General features: G+C 68.1%; 23 protein-coding genes. 9 read left to right on the forward strand and 14 right to left on the reverse strand.

Annotated features, from left to right (window positions below):
• Positions 1–28: 28 nt before the first annotated feature.
• Positions 29–988 carry a tripartite tricarboxylate transporter substrate binding protein BugE gene (locus tag AC6LKD_RS23175; protein WP_498117580.1) on the forward strand — a complete coding sequence of 320 codons (960 nt, stop codon included), beginning with the start codon at positions 29–31 and terminating at the stop codon, positions 986–988.
• A 15-nt stretch (positions 989–1003) separates the two neighbouring features.
• Here the strand turns inward: AC6LKD_RS23175 and AC6LKD_RS23180 are convergent, their stop codons facing one another.
• The 5 genes from AC6LKD_RS23180 to AC6LKD_RS23200 are packed head-to-tail and all read right to left on the reverse strand — an operon-like array spanning position 1004 to position 5409.
• The gene (locus AC6LKD_RS23180) at positions 1004–2374 is read right to left on the reverse strand and encodes a sulfite reductase subunit alpha (RefSeq protein ID WP_498117581.1); all 1371 of its coding nucleotides are present in this window, start codon (positions 2372–2374) and stop codon (positions 1004–1006) included.
• A 4-nt stretch (positions 2375–2378) separates the two neighbouring features.
• Positions 2379–3404 carry an FAD:protein FMN transferase gene (locus tag AC6LKD_RS23185; RefSeq protein ID WP_498117582.1) on the reverse strand — a complete coding sequence of 342 codons (1026 nt, stop codon included), beginning with the start codon at positions 3402–3404 and terminating at the stop codon, positions 2379–2381.
• A gap of 14 nt (positions 3405–3418) precedes the next feature.
• Positions 3419–4219 carry a DUF4198 domain-containing protein gene (locus AC6LKD_RS23190; RefSeq protein WP_498117583.1) on the reverse strand — a complete coding sequence of 267 codons (801 nt, stop codon included), beginning with the start codon at positions 4217–4219 and terminating at the stop codon, positions 3419–3421.
• A gap of 20 nt (positions 4220–4239) precedes the next feature.
• Positions 4240–4755, reverse strand: coding sequence for a DUF2271 domain-containing protein (locus tag AC6LKD_RS23195; RefSeq protein WP_013394820.1), 516 nt, complete (start codon positions 4753–4755; stop codon positions 4240–4242).
• A gap of 27 nt (positions 4756–4782) precedes the next feature.
• The gene (locus AC6LKD_RS23200; RefSeq protein ID WP_498117584.1) at positions 4783–5409 is read right to left on the reverse strand and encodes a PepSY-associated TM helix domain-containing protein; all 627 of its coding nucleotides are present in this window, start codon (positions 5407–5409) and stop codon (positions 4783–4785) included.
• Positions 5410–5597: 188 nt separating this feature from the next.
• Here AC6LKD_RS23200 and AC6LKD_RS23205 point away from each other — a divergent pair, with 188 nt between their 5' ends.
• Positions 5598–6152, forward strand: a complete 555-nt coding sequence (locus AC6LKD_RS23205; protein WP_424241356.1) for an HdeD family acid-resistance protein — start codon at positions 5598–5600, stop codon at positions 6150–6152.
• A gap of 6 nt (positions 6153–6158) precedes the next feature.
• Positions 6159–6551 carry a fluoride efflux transporter CrcB gene (locus AC6LKD_RS23210; protein ID WP_013394817.1) on the forward strand — a complete coding sequence of 131 codons (393 nt, stop codon included), beginning with the start codon at positions 6159–6161 and terminating at the stop codon, positions 6549–6551.
• A gap of 24 nt (positions 6552–6575) precedes the next feature.
• Here AC6LKD_RS23210 and hpnE read toward each other — a convergent pair whose 3' ends face one another.
• From hpnE to hpnC, 3 genes are read right to left on the reverse strand one after another with little or no spacing between them, the layout of a single operon-like run.
• Complete coding sequence (gene hpnE, locus AC6LKD_RS23215; RefSeq protein WP_498117586.1) at positions 6576–7898, reverse strand: hydroxysqualene dehydroxylase HpnE; 1323 nt, start codon at positions 7896–7898, stop codon at positions 6576–6578.
• On the reverse strand, positions 7895–8758 hold the full coding sequence (hpnD, locus tag AC6LKD_RS23220; protein WP_492275376.1) for a presqualene diphosphate synthase HpnD: 864 nt from the start codon (positions 8756–8758) through the stop codon (positions 7895–7897). The genes hpnE and hpnD overlap by 4 nt, the downstream gene beginning before the upstream one ends.
• Position 8759: 1 nt before the next feature.
• Positions 8760–9590: a squalene synthase HpnC gene (gene hpnC / locus AC6LKD_RS23225; RefSeq protein WP_498117587.1), complete on the reverse strand. Its 831-nt coding sequence runs from the start codon at positions 9588–9590 to the stop codon at positions 8760–8762.
• 130 nt (positions 9591–9720) lie between these two features.
• Between hpnC and alr the strand changes: the two genes are divergently transcribed.
• Positions 9721–10848: an alanine racemase gene (gene alr, locus AC6LKD_RS23230; protein WP_013394813.1), complete on the forward strand. Its 1128-nt coding sequence runs from the start codon at positions 9721–9723 to the stop codon at positions 10846–10848.
• Positions 10849–11001: 153 nt separating this feature from the next.
• A complete protein-coding gene (locus AC6LKD_RS23235) occupies positions 11002–11721 on the forward strand; it encodes an SDR family oxidoreductase (protein ID WP_013394812.1) in 720 nt (239 codons plus the stop codon).
• Positions 11722–11726: 5 nt separating this feature from the next.
• On the opposite strand, the gene AC6LKD_RS23240 is transcribed toward AC6LKD_RS23235, so the two are convergent.
• Complete coding sequence (locus tag AC6LKD_RS23240) at positions 11727–12584, reverse strand: LysR family transcriptional regulator (protein WP_498117589.1); 858 nt, start codon at positions 12582–12584, stop codon at positions 11727–11729.
• Between the two features lie 81 nt (positions 12585–12665).
• Between AC6LKD_RS23240 and AC6LKD_RS23245 the strand changes: the two genes are divergently transcribed.
• On the forward strand, positions 12666–13046 hold the full coding sequence (locus AC6LKD_RS23245; RefSeq protein WP_207473389.1) for a tautomerase family protein: 381 nt from the start codon (positions 12666–12668) through the stop codon (positions 13044–13046).
• Between the two features lie 22 nt (positions 13047–13068).
• On the opposite strand, the gene AC6LKD_RS23250 is transcribed toward AC6LKD_RS23245, so the two are convergent.
• Positions 13069–14022 carry a LysR substrate-binding domain-containing protein gene (locus AC6LKD_RS23250; protein WP_498117590.1) on the reverse strand — a complete coding sequence of 318 codons (954 nt, stop codon included), beginning with the start codon at positions 14020–14022 and terminating at the stop codon, positions 13069–13071.
• Between the two features lie 108 nt (positions 14023–14130).
• Between AC6LKD_RS23250 and AC6LKD_RS23255 the strand changes: the two genes are divergently transcribed.
• The 3 genes from AC6LKD_RS23255 to AC6LKD_RS23265 all read left to right on the forward strand — a co-directional run bounded on the left by AC6LKD_RS23255 (position 14131) and on the right by AC6LKD_RS23265 (position 16833).
• Positions 14131–15024 (forward strand): MBL fold metallo-hydrolase, encoded by an 894-nt coding sequence (locus AC6LKD_RS23255; RefSeq protein WP_013394808.1) that lies wholly within the window; start codon positions 14131–14133, stop codon positions 15022–15024.
• A 71-nt stretch (positions 15025–15095) separates the two neighbouring features.
• On the forward strand, positions 15096–16073 hold the full coding sequence (locus tag AC6LKD_RS23260; RefSeq protein WP_498117591.1) for a Bug family tripartite tricarboxylate transporter substrate binding protein: 978 nt from the start codon (positions 15096–15098) through the stop codon (positions 16071–16073).
• A 10-nt stretch (positions 16074–16083) separates the two neighbouring features.
• Positions 16084–16833 (forward strand): alpha/beta fold hydrolase, encoded by a 750-nt coding sequence (locus AC6LKD_RS23265; protein WP_013394806.1) that lies wholly within the window; start codon positions 16084–16086, stop codon positions 16831–16833.
• Positions 16834–16867: 34 nt separating this feature from the next.
• On the opposite strand, the gene hpaI is transcribed toward AC6LKD_RS23265, so the two are convergent.
• Genes hpaI through AC6LKD_RS23285 form a run of 4 tightly spaced genes read right to left on the reverse strand, consistent with a single transcriptional unit; the run spans position 16868 to position 20325 of the window.
• Positions 16868–17668 (reverse strand): 4-hydroxy-2-oxoheptanedioate aldolase, encoded by an 801-nt coding sequence (gene hpaI / locus AC6LKD_RS23270; RefSeq protein ID WP_013394805.1) that lies wholly within the window; start codon positions 17666–17668, stop codon positions 16868–16870.
• Positions 17669–17682: 14 nt separating this feature from the next.
• Positions 17683–18486 (reverse strand): 2-oxo-hept-4-ene-1,7-dioate hydratase, encoded by an 804-nt coding sequence (gene hpaH, locus AC6LKD_RS23275; protein ID WP_492275378.1) that lies wholly within the window; start codon positions 18484–18486, stop codon positions 17683–17685.
• Between the two features lie 33 nt (positions 18487–18519).
• Positions 18520–19269 carry a fumarylacetoacetate hydrolase family protein gene (locus AC6LKD_RS23280; RefSeq protein ID WP_498117592.1) on the reverse strand — a complete coding sequence of 250 codons (750 nt, stop codon included), beginning with the start codon at positions 19267–19269 and terminating at the stop codon, positions 18520–18522.
• Between the two features lie 15 nt (positions 19270–19284).
• Positions 19285–20325, reverse strand: coding sequence for a fumarylacetoacetate hydrolase family protein (locus tag AC6LKD_RS23285; protein WP_498117593.1), 1041 nt, complete (start codon positions 20323–20325; stop codon positions 19285–19287).
• Positions 20326–20392: the final 67 nt, after the last annotated feature.

Genomic DNA, 20392 nt, shown 5'->3' on the forward strand with positions numbered 1-20392 from the left:
TCCAACCATCCCTACAGGAGACATACCCATGATGCGCAAGACTTGCGTCGCCCTGGCGCTGGCCGCCGTGCTGCCCGCCGCCCACGCGGCATTTCCCGACCATCCCATTACGCTGATCGTGCCGTTTCCCGCCGGCGGACCGACCGACATCGTGGGCCGTCTCGCCGCCGCGAAAGCCGGCGAGATCCTGGGCCAGCAGATCGTGGTGGAGAACCGCACGGGCGCGTCCGGCACCATAGGCATGACCGCCACCGCGCGCGCCAAGCCGGACGGCTACACCGTCGGCCTGGCCACCGTCAGCACGCACGGCACCGCGCCGCACTTGTTTCCGAAGCTGGCCTACGACCCGGTCAAGGACTTCACGCCCGTCAGCAACCTGGTCACCAGCCCCAACATCCTCAGCGTCAATCCGCAGTTTCCGGCCAAGACGCTGGGCGAGTTCGTCGAGCACGTGCGCGCCAATCCCAACAAGGACGGCTATGCCAACGCCGGCGCGGGCGGCGTGAACGACCTGGGCATGATCTGGTTCCTGCAGATCATCGGCGGCAAGATGAACAGCATCTCCTACCGCGGATCGGCGCCCGCGCTGACCGACACGGTGGGCGGCGTGGTGCCGGTGATCTTCGATAATTTCCCCTCGTCGCTGCCCTACCTGAAGAGCAATCACCTGCGCGCCCTGGCCATCACCGGCGCCCAGCGCAATCCGCGCCTGCCGGACGTGCCGACGTTCGCCGAGCAGGGCTACAAGGACTACGACGTGACCGCCTGGTACGGCGTGGTGGGCCCGGCCGGCATGCCTGATGACGTGCGCGACAAGCTGGCTGACGCCTTCGCGCGCGCCGTGCGCGATCCCGCCACCGCGGCCAAGATGGAAGAGACGGGCGCTTTTCCGCTGGGCAATACTCCGGCCGAATTCGGCCAGCAGATCCTCGCCGAGCGTGACCGCTGGAAGACCGTGATCGACAAGGCCGATATCAAGCTGCAGTAAGCGCAGCGGCCGCGTTCAGTACACGTCGCGGCGGTAGCGGCCGTCGCGCTGCATGGCCTGCAGGCGCGCGGCGCCCAGGATGTCCTGCAAGGCGGCGTCCACGCCGCCGGCCATGCCTTGCAGGCTGCCGCAGACGTAGATGGCGGCGCCCATGTCGGCCCAGGCGCGCACGGCCTCGGCCTCGTCGCGCAGGTGGTGCTGCACGTAGCGGCGATCAGCCTGATCGCGCGAGAACACGGCGTCCACGCGTTCCAGCGTGCCGTCCTCGCGCCAGGCCTCGATCTCTTCGCGGCAGAACCAGTCGTGCGCCGCATTGCGTTCGCCGAAGACCAGCCAGTTGCGCCGCTGGCCCGCCGCGCGGCGCGCCTTGATCAGGGCGCGCAGGCCGGCCAGGCCGGTGCCGTTGCCCACCAGGAGCAGCGGACGCTCGTCGGCGGGCGCGTGGAAATTGCGGTTGACGCGTACGCGCAGGTCGATCGCGTCGCCGGGTTGGGCGACGTGGGTCAGCCAGCCGCTACCCAGTCCCAGCGCACCGTCGGCGCCGCGCATCTGGCGCACCAGCAACTGAATCGAACCGTCTTCGGGCAGCGAGGCGATCGAGTACTCGCGGTGCGCCAGCAAGGGGCCGCCGGCTTCGCGCCGCGGGCCGATCTCGGCGATGTCGCCCGCCTGCCAGCTGCGCGCGCCATCGGCGGGCGGCGTCAGTGTCAACAGGTAGCAAGGGCCGCCCTGGCTGTGCGGATTGAGCGGCTCGCGCGCGGCCAGGCGCCAGGATTCGTAGACCGGCGCTTGCCAGTCGGGCAGGTCGCTGCGTCCGGCCAACAGGCCCAGGTGGTGCTGCCAATGCCGCAGGGCTGCCGGGTCGCCATTGTCGACTTCGACCAGGTCGAACAGGGGCGTCGCGCCTTGCGCGTGCAGCCAGTCGTCCAGGCGATGGCCGAAGCCGCAGAATTGGGCGTATTCGCTGTCTCCCAGCGCCAGCACTGCGTAATGCGCGCCGGCCAGCGCCGGGGCCGCCTGCTGCATCTGTTCGGCGAAGGCCGCGGCGGCATCGGGCGGATCGCCTTCGCCATAGGTGCTGACCACGAACAGCATGCGGCGGTACTCCGCCAGGCGTTTGGCGTCCAGTTGTTCCATGGCGGCCACGCGCACTGCCAGGCCGCCCGCGCGCAGGGAGTCGGCGGTCTGCGCCGCCAGCGATTCGGCATAGCCCGTCTGCGTGGCATAGGCGATCAGCAAGGTGTCTTCGGGGACCGGCGCTTGCAGGGCTTGCAGCGCCAGCGCCTGCTGCGCCTCGTGACGCAGGGCGCGGCGCCGGGCCCAGACGCACAGCAGCAGCCAGGCTCCCACCACGCATGCCGCCGCGATCAATCGTGTTGCTGGCATGGCGTCAGGCTATGGCGGCCAGCGCCTGGAATGCGGGTGTGGCGACGACGCGCCAGGCGTCGCGCTCGCGCAGGATGAACAGGGCCGCCAGATCGTGGCGGCGCGCGTAGGCCAGGCCCTCGTCTTCGCCCAGCACGGTCAGGGCGGTGGCCAGCGCGTCGGCTTGCATGCAGCCTTGATGCAGCACGGTGACCGAGGCCAGTTGGTTGCGTACCGGCAGGCCGCTGCGCGGATCGATGGTGTGGGCGTAGCGTTCGTCGCCGCTGCCGGCGTGGCGCCGGTAGTCGCCCGAGGTGGCGATGCTGCGGTCGCACAGCGGCAGCGCCAGTGCGTGGTCGTCGCTGGCGTCCGGCACTTCGATGGCTACGCGCCAGGACTGGCCGTCGGGCCGCCGGCCGCGCGCACGCAACTCGCCGCCCACTTCGACCAGGTAGTGGGCAATGCCCAGGGCATCAAGCGCCATCGCGGCGCGATCCACGCCGTAGCCCTTGGCGATGGAGGAAAGGTCCAGATAGGCGCCGCCCGGCTGCAGTGCGGCGCGGCGTTCGGCATCGAGTTGTACGCGGCGCCAGCCGCAGCGGGCGCGCGCGGCATCGATGGCGGCGGGCGAGGGCGGTTCAAACGCGCGCTGATGCGGCCCGAAACCCCAGGCATTCACCAGCGGTCCGACCGTGGGGTCATACGCGCCGCCGCTGTCCTCGGCCAGCGCCAAAGCATGGCTCAATACGTGGAAGAACTCCGCCGGCAGATCCTGCCAGCCGGATGCAGCCTGGTTGTAGCGCGTGATGTCGGAATCGGCTTCCCAGGTGCTCATCTGGGCGACCACCTCGTCCAGCGCGGCCTGGATGGCCTGGCGCGCAGCAGCCTCCGTGCGCCCGGCCGGCAGCGCCATGCGCGCCGACCAGGTGGTGCCCATGGTGGCGCCGGCCAGCGCCGCGGGCGCCGCCGGCATTGCCGGCATGGCGCCGTAGGCGACGCGCACGGCCGCGGCCGGCGCGCCGCGCTGGGCGTAGGAAGGAGTACTGGCCATGCGCCTGCAGCGGTTTAGGGCTGCAGCACTTCGACGGTGCCGGCGTAGGACAGGCGGCGCTTCTTGGCTTGCGGCACGCTGACCTTGGCGTCTTCCATGCCGGCCTCGATCCAGTACAGGCCGGGCTGCGGCCACTTCACCGAGAACTTGCCGTCCTTGTCCGTCTTCAGCTGGATCTCGCCGACCTTGTCGCGATAGCGGCTGCCGCCGGGTACCACGTTGACTTCGAGGTCCGCGGCGGGCTTGCCGTCCAGCAGCATCTGGAAGGTGGCGGGTTCGTCGGTGAACAGGTCGTTCGGGTGGGTCACGGGCGCCAGTTCCAGGCCGCGGCCCACGGGCTTCACGGCCGAGGGCTTGCCGGCGGTCACGAAGGTTTCGACGCGGCCCAGGCTTTGCGAGACTTCCAGCTCATCGGCCTTGGCCGGCACGGCTTGCGGCAGACCTTCGGGCTTGCCGAAGTAGCGCTTGTTCTTGCCGTCTTCCTTCCAGCGCGCGAACACGCCGTCGTTGACCACGGCCACCCGGTAGGTGCCGGCCTGCTTCAGTTGCAGGTCGAAGGTGCTGCGCAGCTTGCCCTTGTTGACGTTCTCGGCTTCTGCGGCGCTGCCGTCCGGCGCCGTCACGGCCAGGCCGTCCAGGCGCAGCGGCGCGTGGTTGAAGTAGAACTTGTCGTTGCCGACGGCGGCGTCGACGGTGACCCAGCTGTCGACGCCGGACAACACGGTCGAGGACGGGACCATCCAGACGTCATGCGCCTGGGAGGCGAAGGGCAGGCACAGCGCCAGGGCGGCGGCCAGTTTGGCGGCGGATTTCATCGTTGCGCTCCTAGTAGGTCTCAGGGTTTCAGGTCGAGCGCGATGGCGCCCAGTTCGTGTTCGCCGCGCGCCGTCAACTGCTCGGCCTTTTGCGGCGGCCATTGGAAGGGGATGCGCAGCAGCTCGCGGCCGCCGACTTCGCGCGCGGCTTCGACCACCACGGCGTATTGGCCGGGCTTGAGGCCCGACAGCGGCTTGCTGGCCGCGTCAAAGCTCAGCGCGTGCTTGCCCACGGGCTTGGTGGCGCCGCTGACGCCGTCCACCGGGAATTTCTGGTTGCGGCCGCTGCGGCGCCACCACTGGCGCATGTCCTTGAGCCATTCCGTGCCTTCGTCGTTCTTCTTGGCCACGTCGTACCAGACGGCCAGGTCGGTGGCCACGCTCTGGTCGGGGTTCTCGATCCAGATCGCCACGTAGGGACGGTGGTACTCGGCCACATCCAGGCGCGGGATCTCGATGGACAGGCCGATGTCGGCCGCTTGGGCCGTTCGGGCGATCAGGCCGGCCAGCAGGGCCGACAACAACAGCTTGCGCATGGAAATCTCCAGGGCGGATCGTTGGAATCAATGTATGAAAAGCAGGGCCAGCACCACCGGGATCACCACGCCCAGGCCGACCATGGGCCAGGTCGCGCTGCGGTTGCCGGCGTGCATCTTGAGCAGCACCAGTCCGGTCAGCGAAAAGACCAGACAGGCGACGGCGAAGATGTCGAGGAACCAGCTCCACGCCAGGCCGGTGTTGCGGCCCTTGTGCAAATCGTTCAGGTACGAGATCCAGCCGCGGTCGGTGCGTTCGTATTCGACGTCGCCGCTGGCCAGGTCGATGGACAGCCAGGCGTCGCCGCCGGCGCGCGGCAGCGACAGGTAGACCTCATCGGCGGACCACTCGGCCGGCTTGCCGGCGGCGGACGTGTCCAGCGTTTCGTCCAGCCACTGCGCCACGGGCGCGGGCAGCGGGGCCTTTTTCTGCTTGGGCGCGGGGCTCAGTTGCTGCAGGACGGCGGCGGGCATGTGCGCTTCGCGGCTGGTCACCACTGCCTTGGCCTCGATGTGCGAGGCATTGTTCAGGGTCAGGCCCGTGACCGCGAACAGCAGCATGCCCAACAGGCACAACGCCGAGCTGATCCAATGCCATTGGTGCAGCGTCTTGAGCCAATAGGCCCGGCGGCGGGGAGTGGGTTGACTGTCCATGGGGTATAGGATGAAAGCCCGCGGATTCTAACATTTAATGAGAATGACTCTTATAAATGCCGCCCTTGTCCGCCCAAGGAAATTTCAATCGATTTCGGGGCGGCGCCGCTGGCGGGCCGGGCGCGACGTGGCGCCTGCCGCCTGGCGGAGATAACATAGGCCACCCGTTACAAACACCGGAGGTCGTCATGCTTGAACAGCAAGTCGTGGATCAGATCGGTCGTCATTGGGGTTGGGTGGCGTTGCGCGGCGTCGTCGCCATCCTTTTCGGGCTCATGGCCTTGCTCATGCCCGCCATCACCTTGTCCGCCCTGGTGCTGGTGTGGGGCGCTTTCGCGCTGGTGGACGGCGTGCTGGCCCTGGTTGCGGGGGTGCGCATCCGCGACAACGGCAAGCCGTTGTGGGCGCTCATCATCGTGGGCCTGCTGGGCATCGCGGCCGGCATCGTGACCTTCGTCTATCCGGGCCTGACCGCGCTGGTCCTGCTCTACATCATCGCGATCTGGGCGCTGGTGTCCGGCGTGTTCCAGGTCGCGGCCGCCATCCGCTTCCGCAAGGATATCCGCAACGAATGGCTGCTGGGCCTGTCGGGCCTGGTGTCCATCCTGTTCGGCGGCATGCTGATCATGCAGCCCGGCGCCGGCGCGCTGGCGCTGGTCTGGGTGATTGGCGCCTACGCCGTGTTCTTCGGCATACTGCTGCTGGTTTTTTCCTTCCGCCTCAAACAGCACAAGGCGTCCTGAAGCCCGATGTCCGCGTATCAAACCCTGATTCCCCTGAATTTCCTGGCCGTGGGCGTGGGCGCCATGTTCGGCGCCTGGGTCCGCTGGCTGGTCAGCCTGTGGCTGAACGTGGAGTCCTGGCCCTGGGGCACCTTCGCGGTGAACCTGGCCGGCGGCTATCTGGTGGGCCTGGCGCTGGCGCTGGTGGCCGGGCATCCAGAATGGCCGGCTTGGGTGCGGCTGGGCGCGATCACGGGTTTCATGGGGGGGCTGACCACCTTCTCGACCTTTTCGGCCGAGACGGTGGCGATGCTGGAGCGCGGCGCCTACGCCAGCGCGCTGGGCTATGCGGGCTTCAGCCTGGCGGGTTCGCTGCTGCTGACGGCGGCGGGCTTGGCCACCGCCAGCCTGTTGCGCTAGGGCTGGCAGGCGCCGTGGCGGCGCTCAGGCCACGGCGGGATTCAGCACGCGGGCGGCCTGCAGGCCGCTGCGCACCGCGCCTTCCAGCACCCCCGGATAGCCGGTGTCGGTCCAGTCGCCGGCCAGCGCCAGCGTGGGCCAGGGCGTGGAATTCAGCGGGCGGGTCAGACCCGGCACCGCCGCGAAGGTCGCGCGTTTTTCGATGAACAGTTCCGCGGCAGTCACTTCCGGCATGGCCGGCAGGCGCGCGGGGTGGCGCGCCGCCTGTTCGGCCACCTGGTCGATCAGCGCTTCGATGATCTGCTGGCGGTTGCGTTCGGCGATGCCGGTGGCCGCGCTGGTCACCACGGCCAGTTCGCCGGCCTTGGTGTCGCCGGCCAGCTGCGCGCGGTCGAACAGCCATTGACCGTAGTGGTCGCGGGCGGCTTCTTCGCGCAGCATCATCATGGGTTCGGGCAGGCGCCAGGGATCCTGCAGCCGCAGGTTCAACGTGGCGATGGGCATGTAGTCGAATGCCTTGAGCGCGTCCAGCAGGCCGTTGGCGCCGGCCTCGCGCAGCGGGGCGTCTAGCAGTCGCGCGGCGAAGGCAGGCGGCACCGCCAGCACGGCCGCATCGAATCGTTCCTGGTTGATGTCGACGCCTTCGCCGGAGGGGCGGAGCTGGCGCACGGTGCTGCCGTAGCGCATGGTTACCTGGCGCGCGGCGGCGTCGGGCCAGAGCGCGGACAGGTCGGTGCAGGGCAGCAGCATGTCGCTGTTTTCGCGGCTGCCGGTCAGGCTGTCGCGCAGCACGCGCGCGAACAGCGCGGCGCTGGCGGTGGCGGCGGGCGTGTTCAGCGCGGCCAGGCACAGCGGTTCCCAGATCTGGCGGATCAGGGCGTCCGATTGCGCGTGGTAATGCAGCAGGTGCAGCACGGTCCAGTCGCGCGGCGGCGTCCAGGACATGGCTTTCAAGCCGCGCATCAGGCGCAGGGTCGCGAAACGGTCCTTCCAGGACAGGCCGCGCGCGCGCAGAATCGCCGCCGCCATGTGCAGCGGCGCGGGCAGGCGCGGCGCAGCCAGGCGGAAGCGGCCGTCCAGGCTGGCCAGCTGCAAGGGCCGGCGCATCAACAAGGCGTCCGGGTTGCGGCCGACGCGGCGCATCAGCGCCAGCGTGTGCTTATAGGCGCCCGACAGCAGGTGCTGGCCATTGTCCAGCGGCGCGTCGAAATCGGTGTGGAACACGCGCCGGGCGCGGCCGCCCGGCGTATGGCCGGCTTCAAAGACGGTGACCTTGGCGCCCGCTTCGCGCAGCGCGACGCTGGCCGCCAGGCCGGCCCAGCCGGCGCCGATGACCGCGGCCTTCACCGGGCCAACCGGCGGACCAGTCCGCGTCCGCCGCCCACCCAGGTCTTCCAGGCCAGCCACAGCTTGCGCAGGGGAGTGAGCGAGATGCGCTGATGCAGCACCTGCCAGTTGTCGCGTTCGATCTCGTCGAGCAGTGCGTGATAGATGGCGGCCATCATCAGGCCCGGGCGCTGCGCGCGGCGGTCGACCTCGGGCAGGTTGCTCATGGCCTCGCGGTACAGCTCGCGGGCGCGATCGGCCTGGAACTTCATCAGCGCGCTGAAGCGTTCGGAGTATTCGCCGTTCAGGATGTCCGAGGCCTTGACCTCGAACTGCTGCATGTCGTTGACGGGCAGGTAGATGCGGCCGCGGCGGGCATCGTCGCCCACGTCGCGGATGATGTTGGTCATCTGGAACGCCAGGCCCAGCTTTTCCGCATAGACCAGGGTCTTGGGATCGGAATAGCCGAAGACGCCGGCGGACAGTTCGCCCACCACGCCGGCGGCGTGCCAGCAGTACTTGCGCAGGCCTGGCCAGTCCAGGTAGCGGGTCTGGTCCAGGTCCATTTCCATGCCGTCGACCACGGCCAGCAGGCGTTCGCGCGTGATTGAACAGCTTTGCAGGTGCGGTTGCAGGGCGCGGGTCACCGGATGGTCCGGATTGCCGTTGTACATCTGGTCGACCTGCGTGCGCCACCAGGCCAGCTTGACGCGGGCCAGCGACGGGTCGGTGCATTCGTCGACCACGTCGTCCACTTCGCGGCAAAACGCGTACAGCGCCGTGATGGCGCGCCGCCGCTCGGGCGGCAGGAACAGGAACGAGTAGTAGAAGCTGGAACCGCTTTTGGCGGCTTTCTCCTGGCAGTATTCGTCAGGGGTCATATCAGGTAATTGCGCGCCACATCATGATGGCCCAATCTTTGGCGCCCAATTCGGGGCGATTCATGAATACATCGTAGCCGCCCGCCTCGATACGCTCCAGCACGCGCAGCCCGCCTTGCACCACCAGGCGCAGCTCCAGGCCCATGCGGCCCGGCAGACGGCGCGCCAGCGGAGCGCCGAAGTGTAGCAGTGCGCGGGCGCGTTCGACTTCGAAGGCCATCAGGTCGCGCCAGGCGGGCGTCAGCCGGCAGGCAGCCAGGTCCTCGTCCGTCACGCCGTGGCGGCGCAGGTCCTCTTGCGGCAGGTAGACGCGCTGCTTGTGCCAGTCCACCCGCACGTCCTGCCAGAAGTTCACCAGTTGCAGGCCGGTGCAGATGGCGTCGGCCTCGCTCACGTTCTGGGGATTGGTGGCTTCGAACAGGTGCAGCATCAGCCTGCCCACTGGATTGGCGGAGCGGGTGCAGTAGTCGGCCAGCGTGGCGTAGTCTTCGTAGCGCTTGACGCTGATGTCCTGTTCGAAGGCGGACAGCAGGTCGTAGAAGGGCGTGATCGGCAGCTGGTGGCGCGCGATGGTGGCCGCGAGCGGGACGAAGATGCTGGCCAGTTCGGGCGAGCCGGGTTCGGGCCTGGCGCCCGGTTCGGCGCCGATGCGGTGCAGCTCGGCGCGGAACGCGGCCAGCTGCTTCAGCCGTTCTTCGTCGGTGGCGCTGCCTTCGTCGGCGATATCGTCCGCCGCGCGGGCGTAACGGTAGATATCGGTCACGGCGCCGCGCAGCCTGCGCGGCAACAGCAGCGAGGCGACGGGGAAGTTCTCGTAGTGATCGATGGACATATTTGGACTGGCGGATCTGGCCGCGCGGGCCTGGACTGATCCATTTTAGAGTAGTCGCATCCCGGTGACACGGCGCCATGCCGCGTGAGGTGCGGATCAGTTAGACTTAAGCGCCACAGGATCCCACACCATGCCGCGTCCAATCTCCGCCACCGTCTCCGTCTCCGCGCTAGCGCATAACCTCGCGGCCGTGCGCCGCCACCTGGACCAGACCGCGGAGGCCGCGTCGGGCCTGCCGCCCTCGATCTGGGCGGTGATCAAGGCCAATGCCTATGGGCACGGCATCGAGCAGGCCGTCGCCGGCTTCTCGAAGGCGCAAGGCCTGGCCATGCTGGACCTGGACGAAGCCGTGCGCTGCCGCGAAGCGGGCTGGGGCGGTCCCATCCTGCTGCTGGAAGGCTTTTTCGAACCCTCCGACCTGGACCTTGTCGACCGCTACCACCTGAGCACCACGGTGCACAACCGGGAGCAACTGGACATGCTGGCCCGCGCGCGCTTCTCGCGCCGCGTCGACATCATGCTCAAGCTGAACAGCGGCATGAACCGCCTGGGCTTCAGCCCCGCCGCCTACGCCGCGGCGCATGAACGCGCCATGCTGCTGCAACAGCAGGGTGTATTGGGTTCGGTGGGCAAGATGACCCACTTCGCCTGCGCCGACGGCCCCCAAGGCGTGAACGAACAGCTGGCGCTGTTCAATTCGGTGACGCATAAGATGCCGGGCGCCATCAGCGTCTGCAATTCGGCCGCCACGCTGCGCTTCGCCGAAATCGCGGTCGCCTCCGAAACGCAGGCGCACTGGGTGCGCCCTGGCATCTGCCTGTACGGCGCATCGCCGTTTGCGGACGCCGAAGCTTCTTCCTTCGGCCTGAAACCGGCCATGTCGTTGCGCTCGGAAATCATCGCCGTGCAGGATCTGAAGGCCGGCGATTCGGTCGGCTACGGCGCCATCTTCCGCGCCGACCGCTCCATGCGCATCGGCATCGTGGCCTGCGGCTATGCCGACGGTTATCCGCGCCACGCGACCACTGGCACGCCGGTGGTGGTGGCCGGCATCCGCACCCAATTGGTGGGCCGCGTTTCCATGGACATGCTGATCGTCGATCTGGGGCCTGTCCCCGCCGCCGGCGTCGGTTCGCCCGTGTCGCTCTGGGGCGAGGAAGGCCCCTCCGTGGACGAAGTGGCCCAAGCCGCCGGCACCATTGGCTACGAGCTGCTGTGCGCCCTGGCGCCACGCGTTCCGGTCACCCGGGACGTCTGAGCCGGCCGGTTCCCCCTCGTCAGGCGGGCTGTCCGGCAGGCAAGAATTGCTACGCAATTTACAAGACAGGTGGCGCCGGATGGTGTCTACTTGGAAGACCGGGCGCCCAAGCGCCCGTTTTTCACCAAGAAAACACCAGCGAGGTTTCTATCCATGAAGGACAAATGCGTGCTCGTCACGGGCGCCACCAAAGGCATAGGCTGGGCGCTTACTCAGCGGCTGTCCGACATGGGTTGTCATGTGGTTGGCATCGCGCGCAACACCACCGACGTGGATTTTCCGGGCTACCTCTACGCCTGTGACCTGGCGGACGCCGGCCGCACCGAGGAAGTGCTGCGCGAGATCCGCGAGAAATTCCCGGTCGACGCCGTGGTCAACAACGTGGGCATCGTTTCGCCCCAGCCGCTGGGCGAGATCGACCTGGCCACGTTGTACAACGTGCTGGATCTGAACGTGCGCGTGGCGGTGCAGGTCACCCAGGCATTCATCGAATCCATGAAGGTGCGCCGCGCCGGACGCATCGTCAACGTGGTCAGCCGCGCCATCCATGGCGGCATGGAACGCACCGCCTATTCGGCCGCCAAGAGCGCGCTGGTGGGTTGCACCCGCACCTGGGCGCTGGAACTGGCCGAATACGGCGTCACCGCCAATGCGGTCGCACCCGGCCCGATCGAAACCGAGATGTTCCGGGCCACGCGCCCGGCCGGCAGCGATGCCGAAAAGCGCGCGCTGGCCTCCGTGCCCATGAAGCGCCTGGGCACGCCCGCCGAAGTGGCGGCCGCGATCGCTTTCCTGCTGTCGGACGACGCCGGCTTCATTACCGGCCAGGTGCTGGGCGTGGACGGCGGCGGCAGCCTGGGCGGCCGTTCCTGAGGCTTTCAGCCCTTCACGGCGCTGCGGAACGCGGCGCCCAGGGCCGTTAGCGCATCGCGCGCGCGGCCATCCCTGACCCTGGTGTGCAATAAGACCGGCAATTGCGGCAGGGCGGGCAGTCCGAGCCTCGGGCCCGCGTCGATCGCGCCGAAGGGCAGCATGCGCGGAGACAGCGCCGCCACGCCAAGTCCCGCCATCACCGCGGCCGCAACCGCCATCACGCCGCCGCCCACAAAGACCTCTGTCCACGGTATGCCCGATTCGTCGAGCAGTTGTTCGGCGATGGCGCGCACGCCGCAAGGTTGCGCCATGGTGGCCAGGGGCAGCGGTTCTCCTGTCCGCTGCTGCCAACCGGGCGCCGCGTACCAGCCGAATTTTTCCTTGGTCAGAACTTGTCCGTCGTCGCGTCCCGCATGCAGGCGCACGATCACCGTATCGAGTTCACGCCGGTCGAAACTCTGGAGCAGGTCGCCGGAGGAGGCAATCCGGATTTCGATCAGCAGCCGGGGATCCGCCGCGTTCATGCGTGCAATCAGCGCCGGCAGTTCAGGGCCCGCCACGTGTTCGCTGATGCCGATGGCAAGGCGTTGCCTGCCCTCGGCAGCCGCGGACAGCGCGCGGTCGTGCGCCGCCAGCAGTTCGCGCGCCTGTCCAAGAAAGGCGGCGCCTCGCGCCGAAAGCTCCACGTACCGCGGCGTGCGTTCGATCAGGCGGAAGCCCAGCCGGTCTTCGAGCCGCTTGAGTTTCAGGCTGATGGCCGCCTGTGTCGTTTGCAGGACTTCGGCGGCGCGCGTGAAACTGCCCAGCTCGGCAATGCGGACAAAAGCCCTGACGGCGGCGATATCCAGCGAGCGCTCAGTCATTTCAGATGCTTATCATTGAAATATAGACAGATAGCTTATCAGAATGGCTAATATGAAGCGGTCCAACAGGGAGAATCCACCATGCCGCTAGTCCATGTCTCATTGCGCGCCGGAAAGCCGCAAGCCTACCGCCAGGCCATTTTCGACAACATCTATCTGGCCATGCGCGAAACCTTCAATGTTCCTGAAGACGACCAATTCATGACCATGACCGAGCATGACGCGTCGAACTTCCGCTACAGCCCGACCTACATGGATGTGGCGCGCAGCGACGACCTCGTGTACATCCAGATCACGGCGAACAACACGCGCAGCCTGGAACAGAAGAAGGCGCTGTTCCAGCGGATTGCGCAACGCTTGGGCGAAGATCCCGGCCTGCGGCCCGAGGACGTGTTCGTGAACCTGGTGGAAGTGGCGAAAGAGAACTGGTCTTTCGGCCACGGGCTCGCGCAATACGCTTGAGCGCAGAGGGGCGCTTGCGGCGCTACGCGCCCAACGCGCCGGCTTCGACCCGCAGCGCATCGAGAAAGCGCTGCAAGGCGGGGGCCGCTTCCACCTGCGCCCGCTGCACCACGCCCACCGGCGGCAGGTTCCAGTCGGGACGGAACCTCAGGATGGCCAGCACGCCCAGCGCGGCATAGTGCTGCGCCACCGCGCGCGGCATGGCGGAGAGCAGGTCGCTGCTGCGCAATAGCACCTCGTTGGCCAGCAGCGATACCGACTCGGCCATGGGTGCGTGCAGCGTCAGCCCCTGCTCGGCGAAGTAGGAGTCGATGCGCTGGCGCAGCGGCGCCTGCGGCGGCGGCAGGATCCAGTCCTGCCGCGCCAGCGCGGCCGCGGTGATGCGGGTGGACTTGGCCAGCGGATGGCCGACGCGCGCCACCACGCAGATCGGCTCTTCGTACAGCACTTCGGTGCGGAACACGGGCTGGGTGGCGTCCAGCATCAGGCGGCCCAGCACGCAGTCGAGTTCGCCGCGCGCCAGGCCGGCCAGCAGCGCATCGTGCGCGCCTTCCTGCAGCATGACGGTGACGCCGGCATGGTCGGCGCGCAGGCGTTGCAGGGCGCGCGGCACCAGCACGGGCAGCGCCACCTGCTGCACGCCGACGCGGATGCGGCCGCTGGCGCCGGCGGCCAGCGCGGCGATCTCGTTGCGGGCGCCGGACAGGTCGGACCAGAGCACGTCGGCCTTGCGCGCCAGCGCGTGGCCAAAGCCCGTGGGCACGATGCCGCGGCGCGTGCGCTGAAACAGCGGCACGCCGAACATGTCTTCCAGTTCCAGCAATTGCTTGCTCGCAGCGGGCTGCGTCATGCCGAGCTCGGCCGCGGCCTTGTGCACGCTGCCCAGCGCGTACAACGCGCGCAGCAGGTCCAGGTGGCGCATGCGCAGGCGGCCGCCGATGTGGTGCAGTTCTGGAATGCGGTGAGTGGTTGGCATTTTGCAATTCCTGTTGGTTATCACAGCATTCTAATAATTGATTAGATTGTATGCACCCCATCCCTATACTGGATCGCAGTTCAACTGTCCTGCATAAAAGGGGAAAACATGAAAATCACGATGCTGGGAACCGGTGCCGCGCTGCCCGATCCCGACCGCGGCCAATCGGCCATCCTGCTGACCCTGGATGACGATACCCACTATCTGTTCGACTGCGGCGAGGGCGCCACGCGCCAGATGGTGCGCGCCAATGTCGATCCCGCCAAGGTGGGCTTCGTGTTCCTGACGCACCTGCACCACGACCATATCTGCGACTATCCTTACTTCGTCATCTCCAGCTGGATGCTGAACAAGACCGGCGCGCCGCTGGTGCTGGGGCCCAAGGGCACGCGCCATTTCGTCGACCACCTGTTCGAGAACGGCGCCTACCATACCGACTACCAGGCGCGCAGCGCCTATCCCGTGCGCCAGGCCAACCTGGAAGCCATGCGGCCGGAAGTGCGCGAAGTCAGTCCCGGGCCGGTGTTCGACGATGGCCGCGTGCGCATTTCGGTCGACTGGGTCGAGCACATTCCGCGCGACGTGTGCGAGTGCTTCGGCGTGCGGGTGGAGGCCGAGGGCAAGGTCATCGCCTTCAGCGGCGACACCGCGCCCTGTGAAGCCATGGTGCGGCTGGCGCAGGACGCCGACCTGCTGATCCATGAATGCACTTTCCCCGAATCGTTCATCGCGCACCGCGCCAAGACCGGCGTGGGCACCTATGCGCACACCAGTCCCACGGACCTCGGCATCATCGCCAGCCGCGCCGGCGTCAAGAGCCTGGTGGCGACGCATTTCGGCCACTTCGATTCGACCAGTCCGGTGATCAAGCGCGCTGCCGCCAAGCATCTGCCGGTGGAACTGATGGGGCCGCACCTGATGGACGAGATCGTGGCCGACATCCGCAAGAACTATTCGGGTCCGCTGCGGCTGGCCCACGACCTGATGCGCATCGATCTGTAGCGCTCGCGAGGAAACCGGCCGGCCGCGAGGCCGGCGCGCGCGGGCGCCGCCCGCCGGCCAGGGAGAACACCATGACGTACCGGACTTGCGCCGTATCCGTTTTGCTTGCCTTGGGCGCGGCGGCCTTGCCGCTGGCCGCCCGGGCGCAGTATCCCGATCACCCCATCCGCATCGTCCTGCCGTATGCGCCGGGCGCGGCGGGCGACGTCGCCATGCGGCAGATCCAGCCCTTGCTGGAAAAACGCCTGGGCCAGCCCCTGATCGTTGACTACAAGACCGGCGCCGGCGGCAATATCGGCGCGCTGGAAGTGGCGCGCGCCAAGCCCGACGGCTACACGCTGGTGCTGGGCGCGACCAATAATTTCGTCATCAACCAGTTCCTGTACCGCAAGCTGGGCTTTGATCCCTTGGCGGATCTGGAGCCGGTGGGCAAGCTGGCCGACGTGCCGGCTTTCGTCTACGTCAGCGCGCAGGTGCCGGCGCAGGACTACGCCCAGTTCGCGCAGTATGCGCGGGCCCAGGCCGGCAAGCTGAACTATGGCTCGCCGGGCATGGGCACCACGCCGCATCTGTCCGGCTACCGCCTGTCCCATGCCATGGGCGCGGGCATGACGCACATCGCCTACCGCGGCTCTACGCCGGGGGTGCAGGCCTTGCTGGCGAACGAGATCCAGATGTACATCGGCGGCTACAGCATCGCGGCCGCCTACATGCCGCAGGGCAAGGTGCGGGCCCTGGCGGTGGCGGCGCCCGAGCGCTTTGCCGGATTGCCCGACGTGCCTACCGCGGCCCAGGCCGGCATGCCGGACGTGGTGCAGGGCAACTGGTGGGGCTTCGCCGCGCCCAAGGGCACGCCGCCCGAGCGCGTGGCGCGCTTTGCGGACGTCCTGCACGAGGTACTGGCCTTGCCGGAGGTGCGCCAGGCCTTCCTGGCCGGCGGCTTCGTGCCCGGGCAGGACACGCCGGCATCTTTTGCCGCGGCCTGGCGCAGCGAAGCGCCGCAGTGGCAGGCGGTGGTGCGCGAATCCGGGGTGGTGCTGGACAACTGAGGCGCGCGCCATGGAATACAACCGCCGCGGCTCGGGCCGCCCGCTGTTTCTGCTGCACGGCTTCTGTTCTTCGTCCGCGATCTGGGACGGTCTGGCTGGCGCGCTGGCCGACAGGCATGACGTGATCGCCATCGATTGGCCGGGCTTCGGGCGTGGCGCGAACGCGCCGCCCTTGCAGGGCCTGCCGGCCTACGCGGACGCGCTCGTCGCCCTGGCGGACCGGTTGGGCATAGCCAGCTTTGACGTGTTAGGGCATTCGTTCAGCGGTTTCGTTGCGCAGCGATTGCTGTGCGCGGCTCCCGGGCGCGTGGGCCGGGCGGTGCTGTATGGCGCGGGCCTGCGGGTCGATCGCGGTGCGCGTTTCGAACCCATGGACCAGACCTTGGCGCGCCTGCGCGCGGACGGTCCACGCGCCACGGCCCGGCGCGTGCTGAAGACCTGGTTCGCGGCAGGAGAGCAGGCGCCCGCTTATGCGGCCTGCCTGGAAGATGGGGTGTCGATGAGTGCAGCGGGTGCTGCCTCGATGATCGCCGCCGTCGACGGCGTGGACCACACGCAGGCGCTGGCCGCGGTGCGCGCGCCGGTGCTGGTCATATCGGGCGAACACGAACGTAGCCATCCGCTGGCTTCGGCGCTGGCCCTGCGCGCGGCGCTGACCCATGGCAGCCTGTGCGTGCTGCCGGATTGCGGGCATGCCGCGCACCTGGAGCGGCCGTTGCTGTTCAACGCCGCCGTGCGCGGCTTCCTGGCGGGGCAGTGATGTGGGGCGGGGCCTGCGGCCCCCGGCGTCCGGATCAGTAGGGACCTTGGTCCGCAGCGGGCGCGGCGGTGTTCTTGAACTGGCCCGCCAGCTGTTCAGCCGCGCGCGCCAGCAGGGTGGCGTCCACGCCTACCGCGACGAAAGTGGCGCCCAGCGAAAGATAGTGCTTGGCGCGGTCCACTCCGCTGTGCAGGATGCCGGCTGCCTTGCCGCTGCGCACGATGCGCACGATGGTGTCGTCGATAGTCTTGACCACCTCCGGATGCTCGGGCTGGCCCAGGTAGCCCATGCTGGCCGCCAGGTCCGCGGGGCCGATGAAGGCGCCGTCCACGCCGTCCACCGCCAGGATGTCCTCCAGCGCGTCCAGGCTGCGCAGGGTTTCGATCTGCACCAGCACGCACATCTCGTCGTTGGCGCGGCGCAGGTAGTCGGGAATGCGGTTCCAGCGCGACGAACGGGCCAGCGCGCTGCCCACGCCGCGCACGCCCTGCGGCGGATACCGCACCGCGGCCACGGCGGCGGCGGCTTCTTCGGCGGATTGCACCATCGGCACCAGCAGCGTCTGCGCACCCGTGTCCAGGATCTGCTTGATCTGGACCGCGTCGTTCCAGGCCGGGCGCACCACTGGCGCGACCGGGTAGGCGGCCATGGATTGCAGCTGCTGCAGCGTGGTCTGCAAGGTGTTGGGGGCGTGCTCGCCATCGATCAGCAGCCAGTCGAAACCGGCGCCGGCGATGATCTCGGTGGAGTAGGCGTTGGCCAGGCCCGCCCACAGGCCGATCTGGGGCTTGCCGCTGCGCAGCGTCTGCTTGAAGGTATTGGTCAGTATGTCCATGGATGGAGCCGCGGTCAGATGAAGTGGCAGTTGACGGAACCCAGCACGCCGTAGTCGACGTTGAAGGTATCGCCAGGGCGGGCCAGCACCGGACGGGTGAAGGAACCCGACAGGATGATCTCTCCGGCTTCCAGCGCCACGTCGTGGGCGGCCAGCTTGTTCGCCAGCCATACTACGCCATTGGCGGGATGGTTCAAGACGCCCGCGGCCACGCCGGTTTCCTCGATGACGGCGTTGCGCGACAGGATGGCGCCGATCCAGCGCAGGTCCAGTTCGCCGATTTTCACCGGCCGTCCGCCCATCACCACGCCGGCGTTGGCGGCGTTGTCGGCGATGGTGTCGAACACTTTGCGCGGACGCTTGCTGTCGGGGTCGATGCTGTGCGAGCGCGCGTCGATGATTTCCAGAGCCGGGACCACGTAGTCCACCGCGTCGTAGACCTGGAACAGCGTGACGTTGGGGCCTTGCAGGCGCTTGCCCAGCACGAAGGCCAGTTCGACCTCCAGCCGCGGCAGGATGAAGCGGCCGGCGGGGATGTCCGCGCCGTCATTGAAGAACATGTCGTCCAGCAGCATGCCGAAGTCGGGTTCGTCGATCTGCGAGGCCTGCTGCATGGCGCGCGAGGTCAGCCCGATCTTGTGGCCGCGCTTGATCCGGCCTTCGGCCAGCTTGATGTCCATCCAGGCGCGCTGGATGGCGTAGGCGTCGGCGATCGTGATGTCGGGGTACTCGAGCGAAATCTGGCGGATCTGCTGGCGGGTGCGTTCGGCTTCGTGCAGGCGCGCGGCGATGGCGCGCACGGTATCTTTGTCTAGCATCGGGGTTCCAGGTGTAGTGGAGTTGTAGTGGAATCAGTCGGGGTAGGGGACGAGCGTGTTGACCAGCCGCCCCACGCCTTCGATTTCGGTCACGACTTCGTCGCCGGGCTGCACGTTGACGATGCCGTCGGGCGTGCCCGTCAGGATCAGGTCGCCGGGCGAGAGCGTCATGAAGCTGCTGAAATACTCGATCAGCGCGGGCACGTCGAACACCATGTCGCGGGTGTTGCCGCGCTGCGTCTCGAAGCCGTTGACGGTGGTGCGCAGGTTCAGGTTCATGGGGTCGGGCACGTCGTCGCGGTCCACCAGCCAGGGGCCGAGCGGCGTGCAGGTGTCGCGGCTTTTGACGCGCAGGTTGGGGCGGTACCAATTTTCGAGGTAGTCGCGCAGCGCGTAGTCGTTGGCCACGGTGTAGCCGGCCACGCAGTCATAAGCCTGGGCACGACTGACCTTGCTGGCGGTCTTGCCTATCACCACCGCCAGCTCGCACTCATAGTGCATGAAGGCGACGTCGGTGGGGCGCAAGGTCCGGGCGCGGTGGCCGACGAAGGTGTTGGCGGCCTTGAGGAACCCCAGCGGTTCATCGGGCGCCTTGAAGGCCAGTTCCTTGGCGTGGTCGGCATAGTTGATGGCCAGCGTGAAAGTGGTGCGCGGTTCGAAGGGCGGCAGCCAGTCCACTGCGTCTTCGGCATACACGCGTCCGTCGGCCAGGCGGACCTGGCCGGGGCCGGCTTCGGTGGCGGCGTGGATCACGCCATCCAGGGAGATGCGGGCATGTTTCATGACGGGCTCCTGTGCTTATCGGGCGGCGGCCAGCGAATTTCCAAGCTCGCCGACCCGCGCGATGCGGATGTCGTAGCGCTGTCCGGCGCGGGCTTGCGGCGCGCCGTGAGGGGCGCCTGCCAGCAGGATGTCGCCGGCTTCCAAGGTCATGAACTGGGTGACGTCGGCGATCAGCCGCGCCACGGGACGGATCAGGTCGGCGGTGCTGGCGCGTTGCGCCACCTGGCCGTCGATGCGCACTTCGATGTCCAGCGAGTCAGGGTCGCCGACGGCGGCCGCGGGGGCGAGATCCTGGCCCATGGGGCAGAAGCCGTCGCGACATTTCTGCTTGAGCGCCGGGCGGAAGTAACTGGCATGCGGCACCGACAGGTCGGCCACCACGCGGTAGCCCGCCACGTAATCCAGCGCCTCGGCTTCGCTGACGCGGGTGGCGCGGCGGGCGAACACCACGCCCAGGCAGGCGCCCACTTCGACTGCGTCCACGTCGGCGGGCAGGGTGATGACGTCGCCATTACGGGCGTAGGTGTTGGCGGGCTTGATATAGAGCACCGGCGCCTTGGGAGCGGCCTTATAGGGAGCGGAATCCACGGCATCGCCCAGCGCGGCCAGCGCCTGGCGCGTGTTCAGCGCCGCGCCCACCACGGTCCTCGGCCAAGGCGCTGCGGCGGCCATGGCGCGCGCGGCCAGGTGTTCGCGGTAGTTGTTGAGCTTGTAGTTCAGCACCGGGTCGGCTTCCTCGATCTGCATCGAGATGCCGAGGGGGCGCGCCGCCATCTGCGGCGCCAGCGCGGCGCTCAGCGCCTGGAACACCCGTTCGCCGAGCGCGGCCTTTTGCTCGGCATTGCGGCCGTGGCCGATGCGCAGCACTACGTGGACGAAGGCATTGTCTGGATGGCCGTCGACGATCAGGCAGTCGTCCACCCGCAGCGCACGGGTGCGCGCGCCGGCCAGCGGGAACAGGCTGCCGTCGCCCACGGCGGCGTCCTGCACGGTCCGCATCAGGGCCTGCGTATCCAGGGCCAGATTGCCCGAGTATTCGATCCAGATATGGGGCATGGCCTTGCTCCACCGAATGTAATTATCATGTTAACTATATTAATGAAAAACAGCGGTAACAACAATC

It is taken from the genome of Achromobacter sp. D7-1 (assembly GCF_059760445.1).

Excerpts from the sequence above, each read along its gene's own strand:
- AC6LKD_RS23240 (WP_498117589.1), bottom strand. The coding sequence starts at position 12,584 with ATGACTGAGCGCTCGCTGGATATCGCCGCCGTCAGGGCTTTTGTCCGC.
- alr (WP_013394813.1), top strand. The coding sequence starts at position 9,721 with ATGCCGCGTCCAATCTCCGCCACCGTCTCCGTCTCCGCGCTAGCGCAT.
- AC6LKD_RS23180 (WP_498117581.1), bottom strand. The coding sequence starts at position 2,374 with ATGCCAGCAACACGATTGATCGCGGCGGCATGCGTGGTGGGAGCCTGG.
- AC6LKD_RS23235 (WP_013394812.1), top strand. The coding sequence starts at position 11,002 with ATGAAGGACAAATGCGTGCTCGTCACGGGCGCCACCAAAGGCATAGGC.
- AC6LKD_RS23190 (WP_498117583.1), bottom strand. The coding sequence starts at position 4,219 with ATGAAATCCGCCGCCAAACTGGCCGCCGCCCTGGCGCTGTGCCTGCCC.
- AC6LKD_RS23175 (WP_498117580.1), top strand. The coding sequence starts at position 29 with ATGATGCGCAAGACTTGCGTCGCCCTGGCGCTGGCCGCCGTGCTGCCC.
- AC6LKD_RS23200 (WP_498117584.1), bottom strand. The coding sequence starts at position 5,409 with ATGGACAGTCAACCCACTCCCCGCCGCCGGGCCTATTGGCTCAAGACG.
- AC6LKD_RS23255 (WP_013394808.1), top strand. The coding sequence starts at position 14,131 with ATGAAAATCACGATGCTGGGAACCGGTGCCGCGCTGCCCGATCCCGAC.
- AC6LKD_RS23280 (WP_498117592.1), bottom strand. The coding sequence starts at position 19,269 with ATGAAACATGCCCGCATCTCCCTGGATGGCGTGATCCACGCCGCCACC.
- hpnC (WP_498117587.1), bottom strand. The coding sequence starts at position 9,590 with ATGTCCATCGATCACTACGAGAACTTCCCCGTCGCCTCGCTGCTGTTG.
- AC6LKD_RS23250 (WP_498117590.1), bottom strand. The coding sequence starts at position 14,022 with ATGCCAACCACTCACCGCATTCCAGAACTGCACCACATCGGCGGCCGC.
- hpaH (WP_492275378.1), bottom strand. The coding sequence starts at position 18,486 with ATGCTAGACAAAGATACCGTGCGCGCCATCGCCGCGCGCCTGCACGAA.
- AC6LKD_RS23245 (WP_207473389.1), top strand. The coding sequence starts at position 12,666 with ATGCCGCTAGTCCATGTCTCATTGCGCGCCGGAAAGCCGCAAGCCTAC.
- AC6LKD_RS23210 (WP_013394817.1), top strand. The coding sequence starts at position 6,159 with ATGTCCGCGTATCAAACCCTGATTCCCCTGAATTTCCTGGCCGTGGGC.
- AC6LKD_RS23185 (WP_498117582.1), bottom strand. The coding sequence starts at position 3,404 with ATGGCCAGTACTCCTTCCTACGCCCAGCGCGGCGCGCCGGCCGCGGCC.
- hpnD (WP_492275376.1), bottom strand. The coding sequence starts at position 8,758 with ATGACCCCTGACGAATACTGCCAGGAGAAAGCCGCCAAAAGCGGTTCC.
- AC6LKD_RS23205 (WP_424241356.1), top strand. The coding sequence starts at position 5,598 with ATGCTTGAACAGCAAGTCGTGGATCAGATCGGTCGTCATTGGGGTTGG.
- AC6LKD_RS23265 (WP_013394806.1), top strand. The coding sequence starts at position 16,084 with ATGGAATACAACCGCCGCGGCTCGGGCCGCCCGCTGTTTCTGCTGCAC.
- AC6LKD_RS23195 (WP_013394820.1), bottom strand. The coding sequence starts at position 4,755 with ATGCGCAAGCTGTTGTTGTCGGCCCTGCTGGCCGGCCTGATCGCCCGA.
- AC6LKD_RS23285 (WP_498117593.1), bottom strand. The coding sequence starts at position 20,325 with ATGCCCCATATCTGGATCGAATACTCGGGCAATCTGGCCCTGGATACG.
- hpaI (WP_013394805.1), bottom strand. The coding sequence starts at position 17,668 with ATGGACATACTGACCAATACCTTCAAGCAGACGCTGCGCAGCGGCAAG.
- AC6LKD_RS23260 (WP_498117591.1), top strand. The coding sequence starts at position 15,096 with ATGACGTACCGGACTTGCGCCGTATCCGTTTTGCTTGCCTTGGGCGCG.